We start from the raw sequence: 20811 nt of genomic DNA on the forward strand, positions 1-20811 counted from the left end.
CTGGCTATGGGCGCCGGGCCAATACGTTGTCGGGACGAATCTGGCGGCGATCGCCCACCCGTCGGGTCAGGCCCAGGCGGTCGAAGTATTCGAGAATCTGGATACTGCGCTTGCGCCCCAGGCCCACCGCATCGCGAAACGCCGACACCTGGATCACCGGGTCGACGTCGGCCAATTGCAACAGCATAGCCGCCAATCGGCGGATCATCGCATCGGTGTAAAAGAGGTCGCGGACCACCTGGTGCAGCAACCCCAATCGAGCCATTTTGCGCAGCAGCAAACGCACCGTGGCTTCGTCATGCGGCAAGTCGCGCACCCAGGGTGGATCGAATCCGGCCTTTTCGAACGATGGCTGTAATTGATGCCAAAGGGCTTCGTCCGCGTCGCTCAAGCGCACTTGATGGCCAGGCAGATGCAGCCACGGCCCGCTGCTGGCGATGTCGCCACTGACCAGCAATTCGTCGAGCAGGCAGATGAAGGTCGGACGATCGAGGACCGTGGCACTGAATCGACGCAGGCGATCGCGGTCCGGGCCCATTTGGTCCGGTTCCAGTTCGTGAAAGCGCGCCAGTTGTTCCAGCAAGCGTGTTTTCAGCCCTTCCCAACGCGCCGCGCTGAACAGCAACGATCCTTGGCGGGTGTCGATCAGGCGTACGTCCGCGGGCAAAACCCAGGTGTCGCGGGGGCGATTGAATTGACGCTCCAGACGCACGGAGTCGAGCCCGGTTTCGCCGTGGGCCAGTAATTCAGGCAGGCAGTGTTCCAACTCGTTGTGCGCGGCCAGCGTGTGTAACTGCGCCAGACGCTCGGGGCTGCGTCGTTGTCGGTCGGGCGCGAACGGGTCGAGCACCCGACCACCGCCGAGGGTACGTTGTGCGCTCTGGTCACGCAGAATCAGTGGATCGCCCTTGACCGCCTGCACCGGCGCATTCAGCAGCAGTTGCGCGAACATCCGTGCGCCCGGCGCCAGGCTGGTGCCCTCCAGCAACGCCACGTGTCCGGTCACCTCCTGCGTGCCGAGATGAACGTGCACCGGTTGAAAGTGTTCGAAAGCGCGCGGTTCGCCGGGTAACAAACGCAGGTCGATATCGATTCGCTGGGTCGGTGCATGCAGCCATTCAGCGCACAGCCACTGACCTCGGTGTATCTGCTCCAGCGCCAGGCGTTCGGCACTGATGTTCAAGGCCACACGCTGACCGGCCAGGGCGACCTCGGCCACTCGATTCTGTGCATGCAAGCCACGCACCCGCACCGATTTGCCAAGCGGGCCGAGCATCAATGTATCGCCGACCGTAACCTGCCCGGACAGCGACGTGCCGGTGACCACGATACCCGCGCCCGCCACGCTGAATGCCCGATCGATCCACAGGCGAAAGCCGCCTTCCAGACGGCGTTGCCGCACGCTGTGTTGCGCTTCGATCAAGGCCTGACGCAGGGTGTAGATGCCCTGCCCGGTCACGCTCGACAGCACGATCTGCGGCGCATCGGCATAAGGGCCCGGCGCCAGCAAGGCTTTGACCTGCTCACAGACGATCTGCACACGAGCCTCATCGACCCGGTCGCATTTGCTGATCGCCACCAGTGCCCGGGGGATGCCCAGCAGTTCGACGATGGCCAGGTGCTCGCGGGTTTGCGGCATCACCCCGTCGTCGGCAGCCACCACCAGCAGCACCAGATCGATGCCCTGCGCCCCGGCCAGCATGTTGTGGGTGAAGCGCTCATGACCGGGTACGTCGATAAAACCGCTGAGGCCGGCGCCCGGTTCCAGGGCGGCGTAGAGGTAACCAAGGTCGATGGTCATGCCTCGCTCACGCTCTTCCCGGCGTCGGTCACCAGATTGTCCGGTCAGTGCCTGGAGCAATGCGGTCTTGCCGTGGTCGATGTGCCCTGCGGTGCCGACGATCACTTTGCCGGATCCCCTGCTTGCAACTGACCGAGTTGCGCCAGCCACGCCGGCTCGTCGTCCAGTTGGCGCAAGTCCAGCCACAAGGCGTCGTCGTCGATGCGCCCGAGCACCGGAATCGGCAGGCTGCGCAGGTTCTCTTCCAGACCGTGCAGCCAACGACCGCGCAGACGCTTGGAGCAGTTCGGCCGCAGGCATAGCGCCGCACCCGGCAAGCGCGCCACCGGCTGGCTGCCACTGCCGATCATGCCCAGCGCCGGCTCTGCACTGACGCTCCAGGCAGCGCCTAACACGTGCGCCAGGGACGGCAACAGCCGTTGAGCCTGGGCGAAGATATCCGCCTGGGGCCGGGTCAGCAGCCGCAGGCTTGGCAGCCGCTCGGCCAGCCGGTCCGGGTTGCGGTACAGGCCGAGCACCGCTTCGAGGGCGGCGAGGGTCAGTTTGTCGACGCGAAGTGCACGTTTCAGCGGGTTTTTCTTGATCCGTGCGATCAGTTCCTTGCGCCCTACGATCAAACCGGCCTGGGGACCGCCGAGCAGTTTGTCGCCGCTGAAGGTGACGATGTCTGCGCCATCGAGCAGCGCCTGTCGCACCGTCGGCTCGGCCGGCAGGCCCCAGCGCGTGAGGTCCAGCAAACTGCCACTGCCGAGGTCCTCCAGCAGCGGCAAGCCATGCTGATGCGCCAGTTGCGCCAGCTCCGCGGTGGGCACATGGGTAGTGAAGCCCTGAATGTTGTAGTTGCTTGCATGCACGCGCATCACCAGACCACTGCGCGGGCCGATAGCGGCTTCGTAGTCACGGGCGTGGGTGCGGTTGGTGGTGCCGACTTCATGCAACTTCACCCCGGCGCGGGCCATGATGTCCGGGATGCGAAAGGCGCCGCCGATTTCGATCAGCTCGCCCCGGGAAATGATGCCTTCCTTGCGCGCGCCCAGGCTGTTGAGGGTAAGCAGCACGGCGGCGGCGTTGTTGTTGACCACGGTCACCGCCTCCGCGCCAGTCAGCTCGCGAATCAGGCCTTCGATCAGATCGTCGCGGTCGCCACGCTTGCCGCTGTGCAGGTCGAACTCCAGATTCAGCGGATAACGCGCGGCCATTTGCACTGCGTCTATGGCTTCTTCCGGCAGCAAGGCACGCCCCAGGTTGGTGTGCAGCACCGTGCCGGTGAGGTTGAACACCCGGCGCACATGGCTGCGATGCTGATTGGCCAGCCGCTCACCCGCCCTGCCCGCCAGCACTTGTGGGGCGAGTTCAACGGCGTCGAGTTGTCCGACCAGTACCGGTTCGCGCAAGTCGTCGAGCAACTGTCGCAGGCTGGCGAGCAAGGCATCGCGCCCATAACGTTCGGCCAAAGGCTGACACGCCGGGTCGCGCAGCAAGCTGTCGATGGAGGGCAGGCGCAAGGCTGGGCTGGCGGATCGGGCAGACATCAGGCGCTCCGGCAAAGATGGACCGCCTGAGTGTAGACGTTCGCGTCAGTCGCCTCCGGGGGCCAGCAGCAGATTGGGCGCCGGACGCTGAAAGCCTTCCTGCTCCAGGCGCATGTCGAGCATCAGGCTGCTCAGGTCGGCGGACAGCGCTTCGCCTTCGGCGTCGCACTCCAGGTAGATCTGCTTGAGGTAGCTCTGGCAGCCGGGACAGGTTTCGGCGCGCAACGGGGCTTTGTCGGCAGCGTGGCGGTCGCTGTCGAAGCTGACGTATTGCAGGCCCTTGCTTTGCTCGCAATACACGCACTTGACCCGCACCACATGCCATTCGCAGGCGCACAGCGAGCACACCAGATAGCGCAGACCGTTGTATTTGCCGCGATGGCGAATCACCCCGGCCATGGCCGGTGAACCACAGGCCGGGCATTGGTTGAGGCTGGAGCCGGGTTTCAAGGCGAGGTCTGGCGTCGTCAGCAACCAATGACTCCACGCGACCTGCAATGCCGCGCCGAGAAACGGCACCAGGGCCGCCGGCAACAAGCTGAACTGGCCGCTGACCAAGGCCAGCGCCCAGGTCTTGAGCTGCCCGGCGCTGGCGTTGCGCAACGTCGCCACAGCCTGTTCCACCGCCGGTTGCGCGGCGGGTTGATAGCGCTTCAACAAACCGTGCAGGAACGGCAACCAGGCGTCTTCGCGCACCAGGCCGTCGGCGGCGAACGGCGGTAGACCGTGCTCCAGGCAGCGCCGGATACGTTGCGGATCCGGCACGGCCGCGTCGGGCGGATCATCCATCAGACGCTGCTGCTCGTGACATAACCCGGCAATCAGGCGCAGGTACTCGGCCAAGGGATGCCCTTCGGCCAGACGCTCCAGGCGCAGCGCGCGCAAGGTGAACAGGTTGGGTGGTGGCAGGTGCAGAAACGGCGGTGCCGTGGCCGCCGCTTCGATCTCTCCAGGCTCCAGAATGGTGGCCAAATCGTTATCCTTTTTTGCTCAAGGGCGGGTCGGGACGCTCGTCACGCGTCACCTCGCGATACCACAGTTCGTGGTGTTTCTTCGCCCAGGCGCGGCTGACCCAGCCATGCAGCATGGCGCTGACCGAGCCCTTGATCCAGATCCCGGCGTAGATGTGCACGATGATGCTCAGGATCAGCACGAAACCGGCCAAGGCATGCAGCAACATCGCCCAACGGATCATGGTGATGCCGAAGTAGTCGCTGAAATACGCGCGCCAGATCACCAGACCGGTGAACAGCAGCCCGAACATGCACAGCAGTAAAGTCCAGAACAGCAGCTTCTGCCCGGGGTTGTACTTGCCGATGGGGGGCACGCCCTCCTCTTCGTTTTTCATCACCCGGTCAATACGCTTGAGCCACAAGCGGTCATTGGCAATGAAGTAATTGGCGCGCCAGAAGCGCACCACCAGCCCGAGGAACAACAGAAACATCAACACGCCCATGAACGGGTGCAGGATGCGTGTCCAGGGACCGCCGCCAAACAGGTTGCTCAGCCAGAACAGCGCCGGGTGGAACAACGCCAGCCCGGACAGCCCGGCCATGAAAAACAGGATCGCCACCAGCCAGTGGTTGGTGCGCTGGTTGGCGGTATAGCGAAGGATCTCTTTGCGGATCATGACCTGTTCTCCCGCTTCGGATCATAGGTGTGCACCGACGGATCGACCTCGTGCACCGCCGGGTCATTGCCTGGCGGCAGTTCGTCCTCTTCGACGATCTGCGGGCCAACGCGCACGTAATGGAAGAACCCGGCCAGCACCGCCGCGCCCATCGCCAGCAGCGCCAGGGGTTTGCTCACGCCTTTCCACAGGCCCACCAACGGACTGATCGCCGGGTCGGCGGGCAAGCCAGCGTAGAGCTTGGGCGTGTCGGCATGGTGCAGCACGTACATCACATGGGTGCCGCCGACGCCGGCGGGGTCGTACAGACCGGCCTGGTCAAAACCGCGACTCTTGAGGTCGACGATGCGCTCGGCAGCGTGCTCCTTCATGTCTTCCTTGGAGCCGAAGACGATGGCCCCGGTCGGACAGGTTTTCACGCAGGCCGGCTCCAGCCCTACGGCCACCCGGTCCGAACACAGGGTGCATTTGTAGGCCTTGTGATCCTTTTGCGAGATGCGCGGAATGTTGAACGGGCAACCCGTGATGCAGTAGCCGCAACCGATGCAGTGGTCCTGGTTGAAATCGACGATGCCGTTGGCGTGCTTGATGATCGCACCGGGGCTGGGGCATGCCGCCAGGCAACCGGGCTCGGCGCAGTGCATGCAGCCGTCCTTGCGAATCAACCATTCCAGGTTGCCGGCATCGTTTTCGTGCTCGGTGAAGCGCATCAGGGTCCAGGTTTCGGCGCTGAGGTCCTGCGGGTTGTCATAGGTGCCGTGGTTGTGGCCGACCTCGTCGCGCAGTTCGTTCCATTCCGAGCAGGCGACCTGGCAGGCCTTGCAGCCAATGCACTTGGTGGTGTCGATGAGCTTGGCGACTTCCTCCTGATTGCGCACCGAGGACGGTACGGTGGTGGTGGCCGAGCGGGCAATGATGTCTTGGCTGGCCATTTAGATTTTCTCCACGTTGACCAGGAATGACTTGGATTCCGGGGTCTGGGTGTTGCCATCGCCGAGGAACGGCACCAGGGTGTTGGTCAGGTAACCGTGGCGCGTCAGGCCGGTGAAACCCCAGTGCAGCGGGATACCGATCTGGTGCACCACTTGATTGTTGACCTGCAACGGCCGAATCCGCTTGGTCACCACCGCCACTGCTTCAATATGCCCGCGCTTGCAGCTGACGCGCACACGGTCGCCGGCGACGATGCCTTTCTCCTTGGCCAGCACTTCGCCGATCTCGACGAACTGCTCGGGCTGGGCAATCGCGTTGAGCTTGCAGTGCTTGCTCCAGAAGTGGAAATGCTCGGTCAGGCGGTAACTGGTGGCGGCGTACGGGTAATCCTTGGCCACGCCGAGGGAGTCCCACACCGAGTCGAAGATCCGCGCCGCCGGGTTGCTGGTGGCTTTCTTGTTGTCCGGGTGCATCGGGTTGATGCCGATGGGCGTTTCGAACGGCTCATAGTGCTCGGGGAACGGCCCTTCGTTCATCTTGTCGACGGCAAAGAACCGCGCCACGCCTTCGGGGTTCATGATGAACGGGTTCATCCCGGCTTCCGGCGGCACATCGGCCTTGTAGTCAGGCACGTCGGTGCCGCCCCAGGCTTTGCCGTTCCACCACACCAGGCGTTTTTTCGGATCCCAGGGTTTGCCTTGCACGTCAGCGGAGGCACGGTTGTAGAGAATCCGCCGGTTGGCCGGCCAGGCCCAGGCCCAGCCCTGATGTTGATGCATGCCGTATGGGTCGCTGTTATCGCGCCGGGCCATCTGGTTGCCCGCCTCGGTCCAGCTGCCGCAGAAAATCCAGCAGCCGGACGCCGTGCTGCCATCGTCCTTGAGCTGAGCGAAGCCGGCGAGTTGGGTATTGGCCTTGATAGCCGCGCCAGTGGCGTCGGTGAAGTCGGCGGTGGCGGAACCGTTGATTTCCTTCGCCAGTTCCTCCGGCGAAGGTTCGTCGGCGATCTTGTAGGGCCAGGACAGTTTGAGGATCGGGTCGGGGTATTTCCCGCCTTCGCTCTGATAGCGTTGGCGCAAGCGCAGGAACAGCTCGCTCATGATGCGAATGTCGGTTTGCGCTTCACCAGGGCCATCGGCGCCTTTCCAGTGCCATTGCAACCAGCGGCTGCTGTTGACCAGCGAACCGTCTTCTTCGGCGAAGCAGGTGGTGGGCAGGCGAATCACTTCGGTCTGGATGTCGGCGCTCTTCACATCGTTGAACGGCCCGACGTTGCGCCAGAACTCCGAGGTCTCGGTGGCCAGCGGGTCCATCACCACCAGCCATTTGAGTCTGGCCAGCGCCGCCATCACCCGGTTCTTGTCGGGCAACGCGGCGATCGGATTGAAGCCCTGGCACATGTAGCCGTTGACCTTGCCCTGGCCCATCAGGTCGAACACCTTGAGGATGTCGTAGTTGGGAATGTCCAGCTTCGGCAGGTACTCGTAGCACCAGTTGTTCTCAGCCGTGGCGTTGGCGCCGTACCAGGCTTTCATCAGGCTGACGTGGAACTTGCCGTAGTTCTGCCAATAGGACAACTGCCCCGGCCGCAGCGGTTTTTGCGTGCGTTTGACGATGTAGGCGTTGTAATCCTGCTCGGCGTCACCCGGCAGCGTCAGGTAACCGGGCAACGAGTTGGACAAAAGACCGAGGTCGGTCAGCCCCTGGATGTTGGAGTGCCCGCGCAAGGCATTCACGCCCCCGCCCGGCATGCCGACGTTGCCCAGCAGCAATTGCACCATGGCGGCGCTGCGGATGATCTGCGAACCGATGGAGTGCTGGGTCCAGCCCAGGGCGTAGAGAATCGTCATGGTCTTGCCCGGTTGCGAGCAGGTGGCGATTTCTTCCCAGATCTTTTTCATGGCATCGACCGGCATGCCGCAAATCTGACTCGCCAGGTCGATGTTGTAGCGGCTGTAGTGCTGCTTCATCAGTTGATAGACGCAACGCGGGTCTTGCAGCGTCGGGTCGACCTTGGCAAAACCGTCCTCACCGAGCTCGTAACCCCAGCCGGACTTGTCGGTGTAGGCGCGTTTGGCGACGTCGTAGCCGCTGAAAATCCCGTCTTCGAAGCCATAGCCGGCTTTGACGATGAACGACACGTCGGTGTAATTGCGCACGTATTCGTGCTGGATCTTGTTCTCGGTCAGCAGGTAGTTGATCAACCCGCCCATGAAGGCGATGTCGGTGCCGGTGCGGATCGGCGCGTAATAGTCGGCCACCGAGGCCGTGCGGGTGAATCGCGGGTCGACCACGATCAGCCGCGCCTTGTTGTGCGCCTTGGCTTCGGTCACCCATTTGAAACCGCAAGGGTGCGCTTCTGCTGAGTTGCCGCCCATCACCAGAACCAGGTTCGCGTTGGCGATATCGGTCCAGGTATTGGTCATGGCGCCACGGCCATACGTCGGGGCAAGACTTGCCACCGTCGGGCCGTGTCAGACACGCGCCTGGTTATCAAACCCCAGCATGCCGAGACTGCGAATGACCTTGTGGGTGATGTAGCCCGCTTCATTGGACGCTGCCGAGGCCGCGAGGAAGCCGGTGGTCAGCCAGCGGTTCACCGTTTGCCCCTGGGCGTTTTTCTCGATGAAGTTGGCGTCGCGGTCGGCCTTCATCAGGTCGGCAATGCGATTGAGCGCGTCATCCCAGGACACCCGCGTCCATTCGCTGCTGCCGGGCTTGCGTACCTGCGGGTATTGCAGGCGACCGGGGCTGTGAATGAAGTCCAGCAGGCCTGCGCCTTTGGGGCACAGGGTGCCGCGGTTGACCGGGTGGTCGGCGTCACCTTCGATGTGGATGATGCTTTGCGCGACATTCTTCGCCGCATCGCCCTGGCTGTACATGATCACCCCACAGCCGACCGAGCAATACGGGCAGGTGTTGCGGGTTTCATGGGTGTGGGCGAGCTTGAAGTGGCGCACCTGTTCGGCAAAGGCTGGCGTCGGGGCCATGCCCAACGCACCCAGGCTAGAGCCTGCAAGGCCGATACCGGCGACCTTGAAGAACTGACGACGGCTGAGGTCCATCGTGCACTCCTGATCAGTTGGAAATCCGGTACTTTTCCCGGATTTTTCACAACAAACATGGTTGCGGCAGACGGGCTGCCGACACTGAAACTCTAGTCAAGGCTGTCGAAATCGCGATGAAACCCGACCGTCGGGCATTCTCGGGGGCGACGCGGTCACCTGTATGAGCGAGCCTGCTCGCGATGGTGAGTCAGTCAAGCGAGTGTCGACTGACACTCCATCGCGAGCAGGCTCGCTCCTACAGGGGCTTGGCGCTTATCATGGCGCCATATCCAACCCAGCCTTGACGAGACTGCGCATGACTTTCGATTTTGATCAGGTCTTCGACCGCCACAACACCGGCAGCACCAAATGGAGCCGCTACCCGGCCGACGTGCTGCCAATGTGGGTCGCCGACATGGATTTCGCCGCACCGCCGGTGATCATCCAGGCCCTGCAAAAACGCCTGGAACACCCGATGGTCGGCTATAGCGTGGCCCCGGACGACTTGCGCGAGGCCATCGTGGCCGACCTGTGGAACAAATACGCCTGGCGCGTGGAGCCCCAGGAACTGATCTTCCTGCCGGGCGTCGAGTCGGGCTTCAACATGGCGCTCAAGGCCCTGGTGCAACCGCAACAGAATGTCGTGGTGCAGGTGCCGAATTACCCGCCGCTGCGTCATGCCCCGGGCCATTGGGGATTGAACAAGGTCGAGCTGGGCTTCGAGGCGCAGCCTGATGGTACCTACGCAACGCCGCTGACGACCTTGAGCCAGTCGCTGCAAGGTGGCGGCGCGCTGCTGTTGAGCAACCCGCACAACCCGCTGGGCAAAGCATTCCCGCGCGCCGAGTTGCAGGCCATTGCCGATATCTGCCTGGAGCACGACGCCTGGATCATCTCCGACGAAATTCACGCCGAGCTGTGTTACGACGGTCGCCAGCACATTCCGATGGCGACGCTGAGCCCGCAAATCGCCCAGCGCACCATCACCCTGATGTCGGCCAGCAAGGCCTACAACATCGCCGGGCTGAAAACCTCGTTCATGATCATTCAGGACCGCCACCTGCGTGAGCGCGTCAACCAGGCCCGTTGCGGCATGGTCGACAGCGTCAACCCCCTGGGCCTGGAAGCCACCCGCGTCGCCTACAGCGAAGCCGCGCCCTGGCTGAACGAACTCAAGGCCTACCTGCAAGGCAACCGCGATTACCTGGTCGAAGCCGTGCGCAGCCGCCTGCCGGGTATCAGCATGAACGTGCCGCAAAGCACCTACCTGGCCTGGCTCGATTGCTCGGCGCTGGGGCTGGACAACCCGCAGCAGTTTTTTCTCGAACAGGCCAAAGTCGGTTTGAGCGCCGGCCTGGACTTCGGCGATGACTGCCAACAGTTCGTGCGCCTGAACTTCGGCTGCCCGCGCTCATTGCTGGAAGAAGGCATCGCGCGGATGGAGCGCAGCTTGCGCAACCTCCGCGCCTGACACCGGCCCAGGAATTGCGTACCCGTGCACGGCCCATTGCAGGAGCTAGCTTGCTCGCGATGGACGTCAACGATAACGCGTGTAACCAGACTGAACGCGGCGCGCGTGAGCTTTATTGCCTGGATCGCCGCACCGGGGTGCCGTGCTGCGGGCATTGGCACTCGCCTCGTGCTACCTGCGCGGGATGCCGGTGGCATCGGGTGGCTGACCCTGTCACCCGTTTGCTTACTTCATCGCCGAAGCAATCACTTCCACCAGGCTGAGTTGAGTAAAGGGTTTCGACAGCCTGGGCAGTTTGGTGGCGAATCCTTCCAGTCGCTCGGCATAACCGGTGGCCAGGATAATCGGTACGTTGGGGTCCAGTGTGCGGATCGCATCCGCCAGTTGCGCACCACTCATCTGCGGCATGGCCATGTCGGTGATCACCAGGTCAATGCTCTGTTGCCCCGTAAACAATTCGAGTGCCTGGACACCGGAGGTGGCGCTGATGACCCGATGCCCGAGGTCTTCGAGCAACAGGCAGGTGCTGGTCAGCACCAGGCTGTCGTCATCCACCACCAGGACGCACAGGCGTGGCACATCCGGCGCCACGGGTTTATCGGCAACCAGGTTGGCCGCCACGCTCTCGGTAGCGACGGGCAACCACAGTTCCGCCGTGGTGCCCTGATCTTTCTGGCTCTTGAGCACCAACCGTCCGCCCAATTGCGCGATACAGCCGTGGACCATCGACAACCCCAGCCCGGTGCCCTTGCCCAGTCCTTTGGTGGTGAAGAACGGGTCCATCGCTGACGCCAGCGTCGCCTCATCCATGCCTTCCCCGGTATCGGTGACACTCAGGCACACATAACGGCCGGCAGCCAGTGCCGGGCGGCTGCCCTTGTGGATCTCTTCGGTTCGCGTGCTGATGACGATCTTGCCACCATGGGGCATGGCATCACGGGCGTTGGTGGCCAGATTCAACACGGCCAGTTCAAGTTGGTTGACGTCGGCCATCACTGGCTCGACATCCGGAAGGAAACGCGTTTCCAATTCCACTGACGGCCCCAACGAACTGCGCAGCAGACCGGAGATTCCCTGCACCAGGGCCGGTATCTCGACAGGTTCCGACTTCAGTTCCTGACGCCGTGCAAAAGCCAGCATGCGCTGGGTCAGGGAAACACCGCGCAAGGCACCCTGGGTCGCGTTGTCCAGCAATCGCACGACTTTCGGGTCATCCGCCAGACGCTTGCGCACGATTTCCAGATTGCCAAGGATGACGGTCAACAAATTGTTGAAGTCGTGGGCGATGCCGCCGCTGAGTTGGCCGATGGCCTGCATTTTCTGCGCCTGGAACAGCGCTTCGCGGGTTTGCTCCAGCGTCTGCTGGGCGAGTGTCGATTCGGTGATGTCACGGGTGATCTTGGCGAAACCGAGCAAGGTACCGGTCTCGCCCCGGATCGGATCGACCACGACATGCGCCAGAAACCGTGTGCCGTCCTTGCGTACACGCCAGCCCTTGCTTTCGAATCGCCCTTCACGGGTCGCGGTGTCCAGGGTTCGCTGCGGCTCACCCGCCTCGCGGTCTTGCGGGGTATAGAACATCGAGAAATGCTCGCCGATCACTTCGCGGGGCAAATAGCCCTTGATGCGCTGCGCACCGAGATTCCAGTTGGTCACGCGTCCATCCGGGGCGAGCATGTAAATGGCATAGTCCGTGACGCTTTGCACCAGCAAGCGGAACTGCTGCTCGCTCTGCTTGAGGACTTCTTCAGCCATTTTGCGGTCGGTCAAATCACGGGTGATCTTGGCAAATCCCAGCAATTTTCCCGAAGGATCGACAATCGGATCGATCACCACGTGGGACCAGAAGTGCGTGCCGTCCTTGCGTACGCGCCAGCCTTCGCCTTCGAATCGCCCTTCGTGAATCGCCGTGTCCAGCGCCCGTTGGGGCAAACCGGCACGGCGGTCCTCTTCGGTATAGAAGCGCGAAAAATGCTGGCCGAGGATTTCCGCCTCCTCGTACCCTTTGAAACGCTTGGCGCCGGCGTTCCAGCTGGTGATGATGCCGTCGGGGTCAATCATGTAGATCGCGTAGTCAATCACCGCATCGATCAACAGGCGGAAACGCTTGTCCTCGAAGGCGTCGGCTTTGCTTTGATCCTTGCTCATTGGGCCCTCGGCACTGGTGTTTAACGGGAGTATGCGGCAAACCGGGCGTTTGGTGAGGCGAAAAAAGAGCAGGACCGTCAGAGCGCGGGGGCAATCGACCACCAACGCGGCAGCAGTTGCCTGACCTTGCTCTCGGCAAACCGGTCATCGATCAACATCACCACACCCTGGTCCTGTTGGGTGCGAATCACCCGTCCGGCGGCCTGTACCACTTTCTGCACGCCGGGAAACAGGTAGGTGTAGTCGTAGCCGGCACCGAAAATCGCCGCCATGCGCCGCTTCAACTGTTCGTTGACCGGGTTGAGCTGGGCCAGGCCCAGGGTGGCGATGAACGCGCCGATCAGCCGTGCACCGGGCAAGTCGATGCCTTCGCCGAACGCTCCGCCCAGCACCGCAAAACCAATGCCCGCGCCGCCTTCGGTGAACTGATCGAGAAACTGCTGACGCTGTTCTTCCGCCATCCCGCGAGACTGCGCCCACAGGGTGATCTGCGGGTGCCGCTCGGCCAGCAACTGCGCCACTTGCTGCAGATAATCGAAACTGCTGAAAAATGCCAGGTAGTTGCCGGGACGCTGGATGAACTGGTTGGCGATCAGCTCGACGATCGGCGCCAGCGAGGCTTCCCGATGGACGAACCGCGTGGAGATCCGGTCGACGATGTGCACTTGCAACTGGTCGGCATGAAACGGCGATTCGACGTCGATGCACACCGTGTCGAGCGGTGTGCCCAGCAGATCGGCGTAATAGTGGCGAGGGCTGAGGGTCGCGGAAAACAGCACGGTGCTGCGTGAGGCGGTCAGGCGTGGCCCGATGAAACCGGCAGGCACCACGTTGCGCAGGCACAGTTGCGAAAGGCATCGTTTGCGGTCGAGGTCGCGCTTGCTGATGTCGAACAGGAACTGCCCATCGAAGAGCTCGGCTACACGACAGAACTGCAGCATCTCGAAGTAGAAACTTTGTAGTGCGCTGTCCAGCCCTTGCGGGTGATCGTTCAGATAGTCGCCGATGCTGGCACTGCACGATGTCAATGCCTGGAGCAGTTTTTCCGGGGCTTTGTCATAGGCCTGGTAGGCGCCCGATTGGAGGTTGTGCAGGGCATTCCATTCGCGGTTGACCCGTTGCAGGGGCTTTTTCAGTGCTTCGGGAGCGGTTTTTCGTACGCCGTTGAGGGTCGCCTGATCAAGGCTGGCGCTGTACATCTGACGGCCACGCTCCACCAGATTGTGCGCCTCGTCCACCAGCACCGCGACAGTCCAGTTGTTGGCTTGGGCCAGGCCGAACAGCAAGGCGCTGAAATCGAAGTAATAGTTGTAGTCGGCAACCACCACGTCCGCCCAGCGGGCCATTTCCTGACTCAGGTAATACGGACAGACCGCGTGGTCCAGCGCGACCTGGCGCAAGGCGCCCTGATTCAATAGCTTGAGCTCACTGGCGGCCTGGCGCGCGGCTGGCAAGCGGTCATAGAAGCCCTGGGCCAACGGGCAGGACTCACCGTGGCAGGCCTTGTCCGGGTGTTCGCAGGCCTTGTCCCGGGCGATCATTTCCAGGACCCGCAAAGGCGGCGCATCGGCGCTTTCAATAATCACCTGGGCAGCGTCCAGTGCCAGCTTGCGCCCCGGGGTCTTCGCCGTCAGGAAGAACACCTTGTCCAGTTGCCGGGGCGCCATGGCCTTGAGCATCGGAAACAGCGTGCCGACGGTCTTGCCAATCCCCGTCGGTGCCTGGGCCATCAGGCAGCGGCCCGTGCTGACGGCCTTGAACACCGACTCGGCCAGATGCCGCTGGCCCGGTCGGAAACCGGCATGGGGAAACGCGAGCAGTTGCGCCGCCCGATTGCGTGCCTCGCGATGGGCCAATTCCTGCTCGGCCCAGTGCAGGAACCGTGCGCAATGCTCCTCGAAGAATGACTTCAACTCGGCCGCGCTGAACGTTTCGAGCAGACAGGTTTCCCTTTCGCTGACGATGTCGAAGTACACCAGCGCCAGGTTGATCCGTTCCAGGTCGAGCTTGCGGCACATCAACCAGCCGTAGACTTTCGCCTGGGCCCAGTGCAATTGGCGGTGGTTGGCGGGTTGCTTGCTCAAGTCGCCACGGTAGGTCTTGACTTCTTCGAGGCAGTTTTGCGCTGGATCGTAGCCATCCGCCCTGCCCTTGACGGTCAGGGTCCGATATTGGCCTTCGAGGGCGACTTCACTCTGGTAGCCCTCGCTGCGCCGGGACGCCACGGTGCGATGGCCGACGATGCCTTCCAGCGCGGTCGGCGACGGTGTGAAGCGCAAGTCGAGGTCACCGACCTTGGCGGTGAACTCACACAGCGCCCGCACCGCGATGCTATAGCTCAAACGTCTTGCTCCGCCCATTGCACGTAGCACACGGCAATCGGCATCTGATGCTCATGGCAAAACTCCAGCCAGCGCAGCTGGTTATCCTGCAGACGATCGCCGGGGCCTTTGACTTCGATCATGCGGTAGGTCTTTTGCTGCGGCCAGAACTGGATCAGGTCCGGCATGCCGGCGCGATTGGCCTTGATGTCCAGCAGCAGGCGGTTGAACCAGTGCTTGAGGTGCTCGGCCGGCAAGCAGTCGAGGGCCTGCTCCAGCAGCTCCTCGCTGAGCACGCCCCAGAACACGAACGGCGACTGCACGCCCCACTTTTGCGCGTAGCGTTCACGAATGGTCTGCCGGTAACAACCGTCATCGAGCTCGGCCAGGCAAGCCTGGAACAGATCGGCACGTCGACTGTGGAAATCCTCACTCAGCAGGTCCACCGGACCGCGCTGGAACGGGTGGAAAAACGCCCCTGGCAACGGCGCGAAGATCGCCGGCCAGCACAACAGGCCGAACAGCGAGTTGATCAGACTGTTTTCAACGTAATGGACCGGCGCAGTCTCTTCGGACAAGTGCGCCTGGACGTGGTACTCCACCGACAAGGCCGGATCGACCCTGGGCAATTGCAGGTCCAGACGCAACATTTCCCGAGGCGACGCCCGCTTCATTGCCGGCCCGCCGAGTTTGCGCCGCAGCCTGGGCAGCAGACGAAGCAATTGTTGCTGTTCGGCGGCGCTTTGCGGCGATTGCCCGGCCTGGGTCGCCAGGTCCAGGGCCAGTTCATACTCCTCGCAGCGCTCCAGTACCCGAATCAGCCGCAGGCGCGCGCCGGGATAGGCGCACTGACGGTACAGGCCCAGCGCGGTAGAGAAATCGGCGATGCGTTCACAGTGCTGGCCGATCTGGAACAGCAGCTTGTCTCGACGTCTTTGCAGCCAGGGATTGCTCAGCGTCAGGCCGTTGATCCGCTCGACAACTTCTGCCAGTGCTTCGCCGGCCTCGAACTGCTGCTGTTGCTCGTGCAGGAACAGGCAGGCGTCCACGTCCTCGCGGCTGCGCAAGCCACGGGAATCGGCGCAGAACTCGACTTTTTCGTAGGTGAAGATGCCAAGGTCGGCCAGGACGAATTCCGACCAGTCCTGGTAAAGATTGCCGAAAAACATCAGGCGCAGGCGATCGCACAGGCCCATGATGGTCAGGCTGAAGAGGCGATCGTCCAGTGTCGGGCACCAGTCGCGGAAGCATTGGGGTTGTGCGAATTGCTCGCTCAGCACCGGCAGCCAGTCGGCTTTTTTGCCCTTGGGTTGATCGATGGCACTGCCCAGGCATTGCAGGATTTCGGCCTTGAGCAGGACCTCGAACAGCGCTTCGAGGGTCAACGGTGCCTGCTCATCAACCCAGCCCAGCGCCAGTAACGGTTCGACGGCGCTGGCGATGTCGCCGATCTCGGGGTAATGCAGCTTGCCGGCCCTGAAGTGAATGCCCTTGCGCATGACCATTCTGACCAGCAGCCCCCGGGATTCACGCGTAAGGCCATTGAACTCGCGAATGAAGCGCTGCTCCTCGACGCTCAGTACATCGGCATAGCGATGTTCAAGCCAATCAAGCACCTGCATGAAGTTGTTGAGGTAATAGAACGGATCGTCGAGAGGGTTTGCAGTCACGGGAAAAAGGGCCATGGCGAGCGAATACTGGTTATGCGTACAGATACCAGTTACGCCCTGTCCGATGCAAACGAAAAGGGATAGAAGGCGACGCAGCCAGGTAATTTTCAACGGGCGTCGAACTTTCTGCCGTTCCATGGCACCAACCGCCTAAGAAGCGCAGTCGTTCGCGACAGTCGCACTGTTTCATTTGAAGTATGAGAGGTGGTTATGAACATCAAGACGCTGGGCTTGCCCCTGGCAATCGCGGCCTTTCTGGCCCTGGCCGGTTGCTCGACACCCACGGTAGTGACGCTGCAGAACGGCACTCAGTACCTGACCAAGGACATGCCGAAAACCAAGACCAAGGACGGCTTCTTCGAATTCGAGGATATTTCCGGAGCCAAAGTCAGAGTCAACGCCAATGACGTGTCCACGATCCGCCGGGAAGACTGAGTAGCGCGTTATAGTTGATCACGTCCCCTGCTTATCCCCATTGGTGTGGCAGGTTTCCATACCTGCCTTACACTGCGATACACCCCGTGCGAGCGATTGTTTGCGCAGGCATCACGTCATGATCCAGGTGAAGCCGAAATGAAAATGCTCACGCCCCTTTTGGCCGCTCTCCTCGCCGCCAGCGCGTGCGCGGCAACCAGCCTGTGCGCAAGTGCTGCCACTTCTTCGCGGGTATTCAAGACCAGTTTCGATTGCGCCACGTCCAGGGCATCCATCGAAAAACTCATCTGTCGCGACCCGCAACTGGCGCAAATGGACATCGAACTGCAGCGCCTGTATCTGTTGGTGCTGACAGACGACCACGCGGTACCGCCACGAAACAAGGTCGAAATCGATCAGCAGTTCTGGCTCGACGCCCGTAATCAGTGCGCCTCTGATCGCGAGCCCAAGGCGTGCACGATCCGCAGTTATGCCGAGCGCGCCTTTCAACTGCGCCAGGGCTCAGCCATTGCCAGGACCAAGGATCCCAGCCGCCTGACTGAAGGCCCCGTGGCCTTTCGTTGCGCGGGATTGAACGCGTTGGTCGCGGCCACCTTCTTTACGGTCGAGCCGGGTGTCGTGTACCTGAAGTGGGCGAACACCTCCGTCACCTTGAACCAGCAGCCGAGCACTATCGGCTCCCGATACAGCGGCAAGGATTTCAGAGGGAGCTACAGCTTCTGGTACGAGGGCGATGACGCCTTGTTGCTGATGCCGGGCTCGGCGGAGATGAGTTGCAAGGCCGAGCCGGTTGGCTGATTGCACACCGGGACCTCCTGTCCCGATGGCCTGAACCCCTTAGCTACCGGTGCGAATCTTGTTCCATACACGGGTGCGAACCCGGTCGATGTTCAGCGGCATGGCTTCGAGGGCGAACAATTTGCCCATCATGTCCGGGCTCGGATAGACCTTCGTGTCGTTCTTGATCGCCGGTTCGATCAGGCTGTCGGCCTGTTCATTGCCATTGGCGTAGTGCACGTAGTTACTGATATCGGCCATGACGTCCGGGCGCAGCAAGTAGTTCATGAAGGCGTACCCGGCCTTTTCATCCGGGGCATCGACGGGCATGGCCACCATGTCAAACCAGATCGCCGCGCCTTCCTTGGGAATCGAATAACCGATGTCGATACCGTTCTTGGCTTCCCTGGCGCGGTTTTCCGCTTGCAGGATGTCGCCGGAGAAGCCGACGGCCACGCAGATGTCGCCGTTGGCCAGATCACTGGTGTATTTGGACGAGTGGAAATAGCTGACATACGGCCGTACTTTCAACAGCAGCGCTTCAGCCTTCTTGTAGTCTTCCGGGTTTTTACTGTGATGCGGCAGGCCCAGGTAGTTCAGGGCGGCGGGCAGCAGTTCCGGGCCGTTGTCGAGAATGGCCACGCCACACTTCTGCAGTTTTTCCATGTTCTCGGGCTTGAAGATCAGGTCCCAGGAATCCACCGGGGCGTTGTCGCCCAGTACTGCTTTGACTTTGGCAATGTTGTAGCCGATCCCGGTACTGCCCCACAGATACGGAAAACCATGCTCGTTACCCGGATCGTTGGTCTGCAAGGCCTTGAGCAACACCGGATTGAGGTTTTTCCAGTTCGGCAACTGGCTCTTGTCGAGCTTCTTCAGCGCCTTGCCTTCAATTTGCCGCGCCATGAAGTGATTGGACGGAAACACCACGTCATAACCGGATTTGCCGGTCATCAACTTGCCATCGAGGGTTTCATTGCTGTCATAGACGTCGTAGGTGAAGGCGATACCAGTGTCTTTCTGGAAATTTTTCGTGGTGTCCGGTGCGATGTAGTCCGACCAGTTGTAGATCTTGACGGTGTCAGCGGCCTGACTGATTGAAGCGGCGAGCATCAGCGGCGCCAGGGTCAGTGTCTTTCGGATCATGAGTCGATTCCTGTAGAGGTTGTTTTTGTTTGGCAGGCAATCAAGGGATCAGCTTTCAATTTTCTATTTTCAAAAAATCAACACGTAGGTCTTGCGCACGGTTTCCTGGATGTCCCAGATGCCGAGGGTGTTGGCTGGCAACATCAGTGCATCGCCGGCTTCTATGTGCAGGGTGTCGCCGCCGTCATCCGGGGTGAAGGTGCAGCGGCCCTGGATGAAGTGACAGAACTCCTGGGCGACGATCTGCCGCCGCCAGCGACCGGGCGTGCATTCCCAAACCCCGGTTTCGACGCCGTCGTCGCGTTCGACGCTGGTGGTCGATGCGACGGCCACGGGCAAGCCCAGCGGCACGGCGACCGGGCTGGACGCTTGCAGAGTGAGGGTTGCGGTGTTTTTGAATTGCGTGATGCTCATGGGAGTACCTTTCGATGAAGCCTGTAGATGAAGATCGCGTCGGTCAGTGCATGAAACCTTCCATGAACCCCGCGACCCCGCTGGCAAGCTTGCGCCGCCAGGGCGCGGTGGCCGGATTGGCCAGGGTCTGGTCTTCATGGACGAAGCTGCGGATGATCGCGTTGTAGCCCAGCCAGCGGCAGGGTTCGGGCTCCCAGGCCCTGAGCGCATCGAGCCCGCGCCGGGGGATGACCCACGGCTGGTGAACCAGCTCGGTGTCGCGCTGCAGAATCAGGTCGGCAAGGGTTCGCCCACCCAGGTTGCTGGCGCCCACGCCCTCCCCGCCATAGCCGCCGGACAAGGCGATGCCACTGGCCTGGTCGCAGAGCATGTGTGGCTTGAAGCGCCGCGACATGCCCAGGTTGCCGCCCCAGCCATGGGTGATCTGCACGTTCTTGAGCTGCGGGAACAGCTCACTGAACAGGTAACGACGCAGCTCGATTTCGCTACTGGTCAGGTTGAAGTCATGGCGCAACTTGCCAGCAAACTGGTAGCCGCCGCGCGCGCCGAAGATCAAACGGTTGTCAGCCGTGCGCTGGCCGTAGGTGACCTGACGGCTGCTTTCACTGAACGCCTGGCCGTTGCTCAGGCCAATTTCATCCCAGGTGGCCGCAGATAAAGGCTCGGTGGCGACGATCAGGCTTTGTACCGGCAATTGGTAACGCCCGAGCGGCGGCAGCGTGACCGAATAGCCTTCCACCGCCGGCACCACCCAACGGCTGCGAACCGAGGCTTGCACGGTGCGCAGGCTACCCGCCTGCCAGTGGGTGACCGGGCTGTTTTCGTAAATCCTGACGCCCATGCGCTCGACGGTGCGCGCCAGGCCGCGTACCAGTTTGGCCGGGTGCAGGGTGGCGACGTGCGGTGCGTAGATTCCGCCATAGGGCTTGGCGATGCGGATTTGCTGCGCCAACTGTTGGGCACTGAGCCAGCGATAATCGTTTTCATTGAGGCCCTGGCGGTGGAGCGAGTCCAGATACTGGCGCAGGCTCGACTCTTGCTCCGGGTAGCGGGCGGCACAGTAAAGCACCCCGCCCTTGCGGTAATCGCATTCGATACCTTCACGTTCGAGGACGATCTGCACTTCGTCAGGAATGCGGTGCAGCAGGTCATAGGACGCCCTGCGCTGTTGCGGTGACAAAGGGGCCAGCAACCGGTCTTCGCCCAGCAGATTGCCCATCAGCCAGCCGCCATTGCGCCCCGAGGCGCCAAAACCGGCGGTCTGCGCCTCGATGATGGCAATGTTCAGCTCCGGTGCCTGGCGCTTGAGGTAGTACGCGGTCCACAGGCCGGTGTATCCGGCGCCGATGATCGCTACGTCGAGATCCAGATCCTGATCCAGTGCCGGACGAGCGAGTAACGGCTCGTCGAGTTGGTCCATCCACAAACTGATAGTGCGCCACGCCGGCATGCAAGACTCCGCCACTCAAACTTCGATGGCGGTGAT

At 62.0% G+C, this 20811-nt stretch carries 15 protein-coding genes; 3 read left to right on the forward strand and 12 right to left on the reverse strand.

What is annotated here, in order from left to right; all coding sequences use genetic code 11:
- Positions 1 to 4 precede the first annotated feature (4 nt).
- The 6 genes from selB to fdnG are packed head-to-tail and all read right to left on the reverse strand — an operon-like array spanning position 5 to position 8961.
- A complete protein-coding gene (gene selB / locus F7R06_RS05905) occupies positions 5 to 1906 on the reverse strand; it encodes a selenocysteine-specific translation elongation factor (protein ID WP_090321552.1) in 1902 nt (633 codons plus the stop codon).
- Positions 1903 to 3333, reverse strand: a complete 1431-nt coding sequence (gene selA / locus F7R06_RS05910; RefSeq protein WP_090321550.1) for an L-seryl-tRNA(Sec) selenium transferase — start codon at positions 3331 to 3333, stop codon at positions 1903 to 1905. Before selA ends, selB begins: the two co-directional genes overlap by 4 nt.
- Positions 3334 to 3378: 45 nt before the next feature.
- Positions 3379 to 4305 (reverse strand): formate dehydrogenase accessory protein FdhE, encoded by a 927-nt coding sequence (fdhE, locus tag F7R06_RS05915; protein WP_090321547.1) that lies wholly within the window; start codon positions 4303 to 4305, stop codon positions 3379 to 3381.
- A 4-nt stretch (positions 4306 to 4309) separates the two neighbouring features.
- Complete coding sequence (locus F7R06_RS05920; RefSeq protein WP_090321544.1) at positions 4310 to 4963, reverse strand: formate dehydrogenase subunit gamma; 654 nt, start codon at positions 4961 to 4963, stop codon at positions 4310 to 4312.
- Positions 4960 to 5895, reverse strand: a complete 936-nt coding sequence (gene fdxH / locus F7R06_RS05925; RefSeq protein WP_090321541.1) for a formate dehydrogenase subunit beta — start codon at positions 5893 to 5895, stop codon at positions 4960 to 4962. The genes F7R06_RS05920 and fdxH overlap by 4 nt, the downstream gene beginning before the upstream one ends.
- A complete protein-coding gene (fdnG, locus tag F7R06_RS05930) occupies positions 5896 to 8961 on the reverse strand; it encodes a formate dehydrogenase-N subunit alpha (protein ID WP_139204781.1) in 3066 nt (1021 codons plus the stop codon).
- Between the two features lie 298 nt (positions 8962 to 9259).
- Between fdnG and F7R06_RS05935 the strand changes: the two genes are divergently transcribed.
- Complete coding sequence (locus tag F7R06_RS05935) at positions 9260 to 10414, forward strand: MalY/PatB family protein (protein WP_090321532.1); 1155 nt, start codon at positions 9260 to 9262, stop codon at positions 10412 to 10414.
- A gap of 225 nt (positions 10415 to 10639) precedes the next feature.
- On the opposite strand, the gene F7R06_RS05940 is transcribed toward F7R06_RS05935, so the two are convergent.
- From F7R06_RS05940 to F7R06_RS05950, 3 genes are all read right to left on the reverse strand, one after another.
- Positions 10640 to 12562, reverse strand: a complete 1923-nt coding sequence (locus tag F7R06_RS05940) for a hybrid sensor histidine kinase/response regulator (protein ID WP_090321529.1) — start codon at positions 12560 to 12562, stop codon at positions 10640 to 10642.
- A gap of 77 nt (positions 12563 to 12639) precedes the next feature.
- On the reverse strand, positions 12640 to 14904 hold the full coding sequence (locus tag F7R06_RS05945; protein WP_090321527.1) for an ATP-dependent DNA helicase: 2265 nt from the start codon (positions 14902 to 14904) through the stop codon (positions 12640 to 12642).
- On the reverse strand, positions 14901 to 16568 hold the full coding sequence (locus F7R06_RS05950) for a VRR-NUC domain-containing protein (protein WP_090321524.1): 1668 nt from the start codon (positions 16566 to 16568) through the stop codon (positions 14901 to 14903). The genes F7R06_RS05945 and F7R06_RS05950 overlap by 4 nt, the downstream gene beginning before the upstream one ends.
- A 195-nt stretch (positions 16569 to 16763) precedes the next feature.
- On the opposite strand from F7R06_RS05950, the gene F7R06_RS05955 reads away from it, so the two are divergent.
- Positions 16764 to 16988: a YgdI/YgdR family lipoprotein gene (locus F7R06_RS05955; protein ID WP_090321521.1), complete on the forward strand. Its 225-nt coding sequence runs from the start codon at positions 16764 to 16766 to the stop codon at positions 16986 to 16988.
- A gap of 138 nt (positions 16989 to 17126) precedes the next feature.
- On the forward strand, positions 17127 to 17786 hold the full coding sequence (locus tag F7R06_RS05960) for an MliC family protein (RefSeq protein WP_090321517.1): 660 nt from the start codon (positions 17127 to 17129) through the stop codon (positions 17784 to 17786).
- 39 nt (positions 17787 to 17825) lie between these two features.
- On the opposite strand, the gene F7R06_RS05965 is transcribed toward F7R06_RS05960, so the two are convergent.
- From F7R06_RS05965 to F7R06_RS05975, 3 genes are all read right to left on the reverse strand, one after another.
- Complete coding sequence (locus F7R06_RS05965) at positions 17826 to 18911, reverse strand: polyamine ABC transporter substrate-binding protein (protein WP_090321514.1); 1086 nt, start codon at positions 18909 to 18911, stop codon at positions 17826 to 17828.
- Between the two features lie 69 nt (positions 18912 to 18980).
- Positions 18981 to 19325: a cupin domain-containing protein gene (locus F7R06_RS05970; RefSeq protein WP_090321510.1), complete on the reverse strand. Its 345-nt coding sequence runs from the start codon at positions 19323 to 19325 to the stop codon at positions 18981 to 18983.
- A 43-nt stretch (positions 19326 to 19368) separates the two neighbouring features.
- Entirely contained in the window at positions 19369 to 20775 is a 1407-nt protein-coding gene (locus F7R06_RS05975; protein ID WP_090321506.1) for an NAD(P)/FAD-dependent oxidoreductase, read from the reverse strand.
- Between the last annotated feature and the right edge of the window lie 36 nt (positions 20776 to 20811).

The sequence above is a fragment of the Pseudomonas moorei genome, from assembly GCF_008801475.1.
GTDB lineage: Bacteria > Pseudomonadota > Gammaproteobacteria > Pseudomonadales > Pseudomonadaceae > Aquipseudomonas > Aquipseudomonas moorei.

What these genes read in the sequence shown, in the direction of transcription:
- F7R06_RS05975 (WP_090321506.1), bottom strand. Translation starts at nt 20,775, where the DNA reads ATGCCGGCGTGGCGCACTATCAGTTTGTGGATGGACCAACTCGACGAG.
- F7R06_RS05960 (WP_090321517.1), top strand. Translation starts at nt 17,127, where the DNA reads ATGAAAATGCTCACGCCCCTTTTGGCCGCTCTCCTCGCCGCCAGCGCG.
- F7R06_RS05965 (WP_090321514.1), bottom strand. Translation starts at nt 18,911, where the DNA reads ATGATCCGAAAGACACTGACCCTGGCGCCGCTGATGCTCGCCGCTTCA.
- F7R06_RS05950 (WP_090321524.1), bottom strand. Translation starts at nt 16,568, where the DNA reads ATGGCCCTTTTTCCCGTGACTGCAAACCCTCTCGACGATCCGTTCTAT.
- F7R06_RS05940 (WP_090321529.1), bottom strand. Translation starts at nt 12,562, where the DNA reads ATGAGCAAGGATCAAAGCAAAGCCGACGCCTTCGAGGACAAGCGTTTC.
- F7R06_RS05920 (WP_090321544.1), bottom strand. Translation starts at nt 4,963, where the DNA reads ATGATCCGCAAAGAGATCCTTCGCTATACCGCCAACCAGCGCACCAAC.
- F7R06_RS05970 (WP_090321510.1), bottom strand. Translation starts at nt 19,325, where the DNA reads ATGAGCATCACGCAATTCAAAAACACCGCAACCCTCACTCTGCAAGCG.
- F7R06_RS05955 (WP_090321521.1), top strand. Translation starts at nt 16,764, where the DNA reads ATGAACATCAAGACGCTGGGCTTGCCCCTGGCAATCGCGGCCTTTCTG.
- fdxH (WP_090321541.1), bottom strand. Translation starts at nt 5,895, where the DNA reads ATGGCCAGCCAAGACATCATTGCCCGCTCGGCCACCACCACCGTACCG.
- F7R06_RS05935 (WP_090321532.1), top strand. Translation starts at nt 9,260, where the DNA reads ATGACTTTCGATTTTGATCAGGTCTTCGACCGCCACAACACCGGCAGC.
- selA (WP_090321550.1), bottom strand. Translation starts at nt 3,333, where the DNA reads ATGTCTGCCCGATCCGCCAGCCCAGCCTTGCGCCTGCCCTCCATCGAC.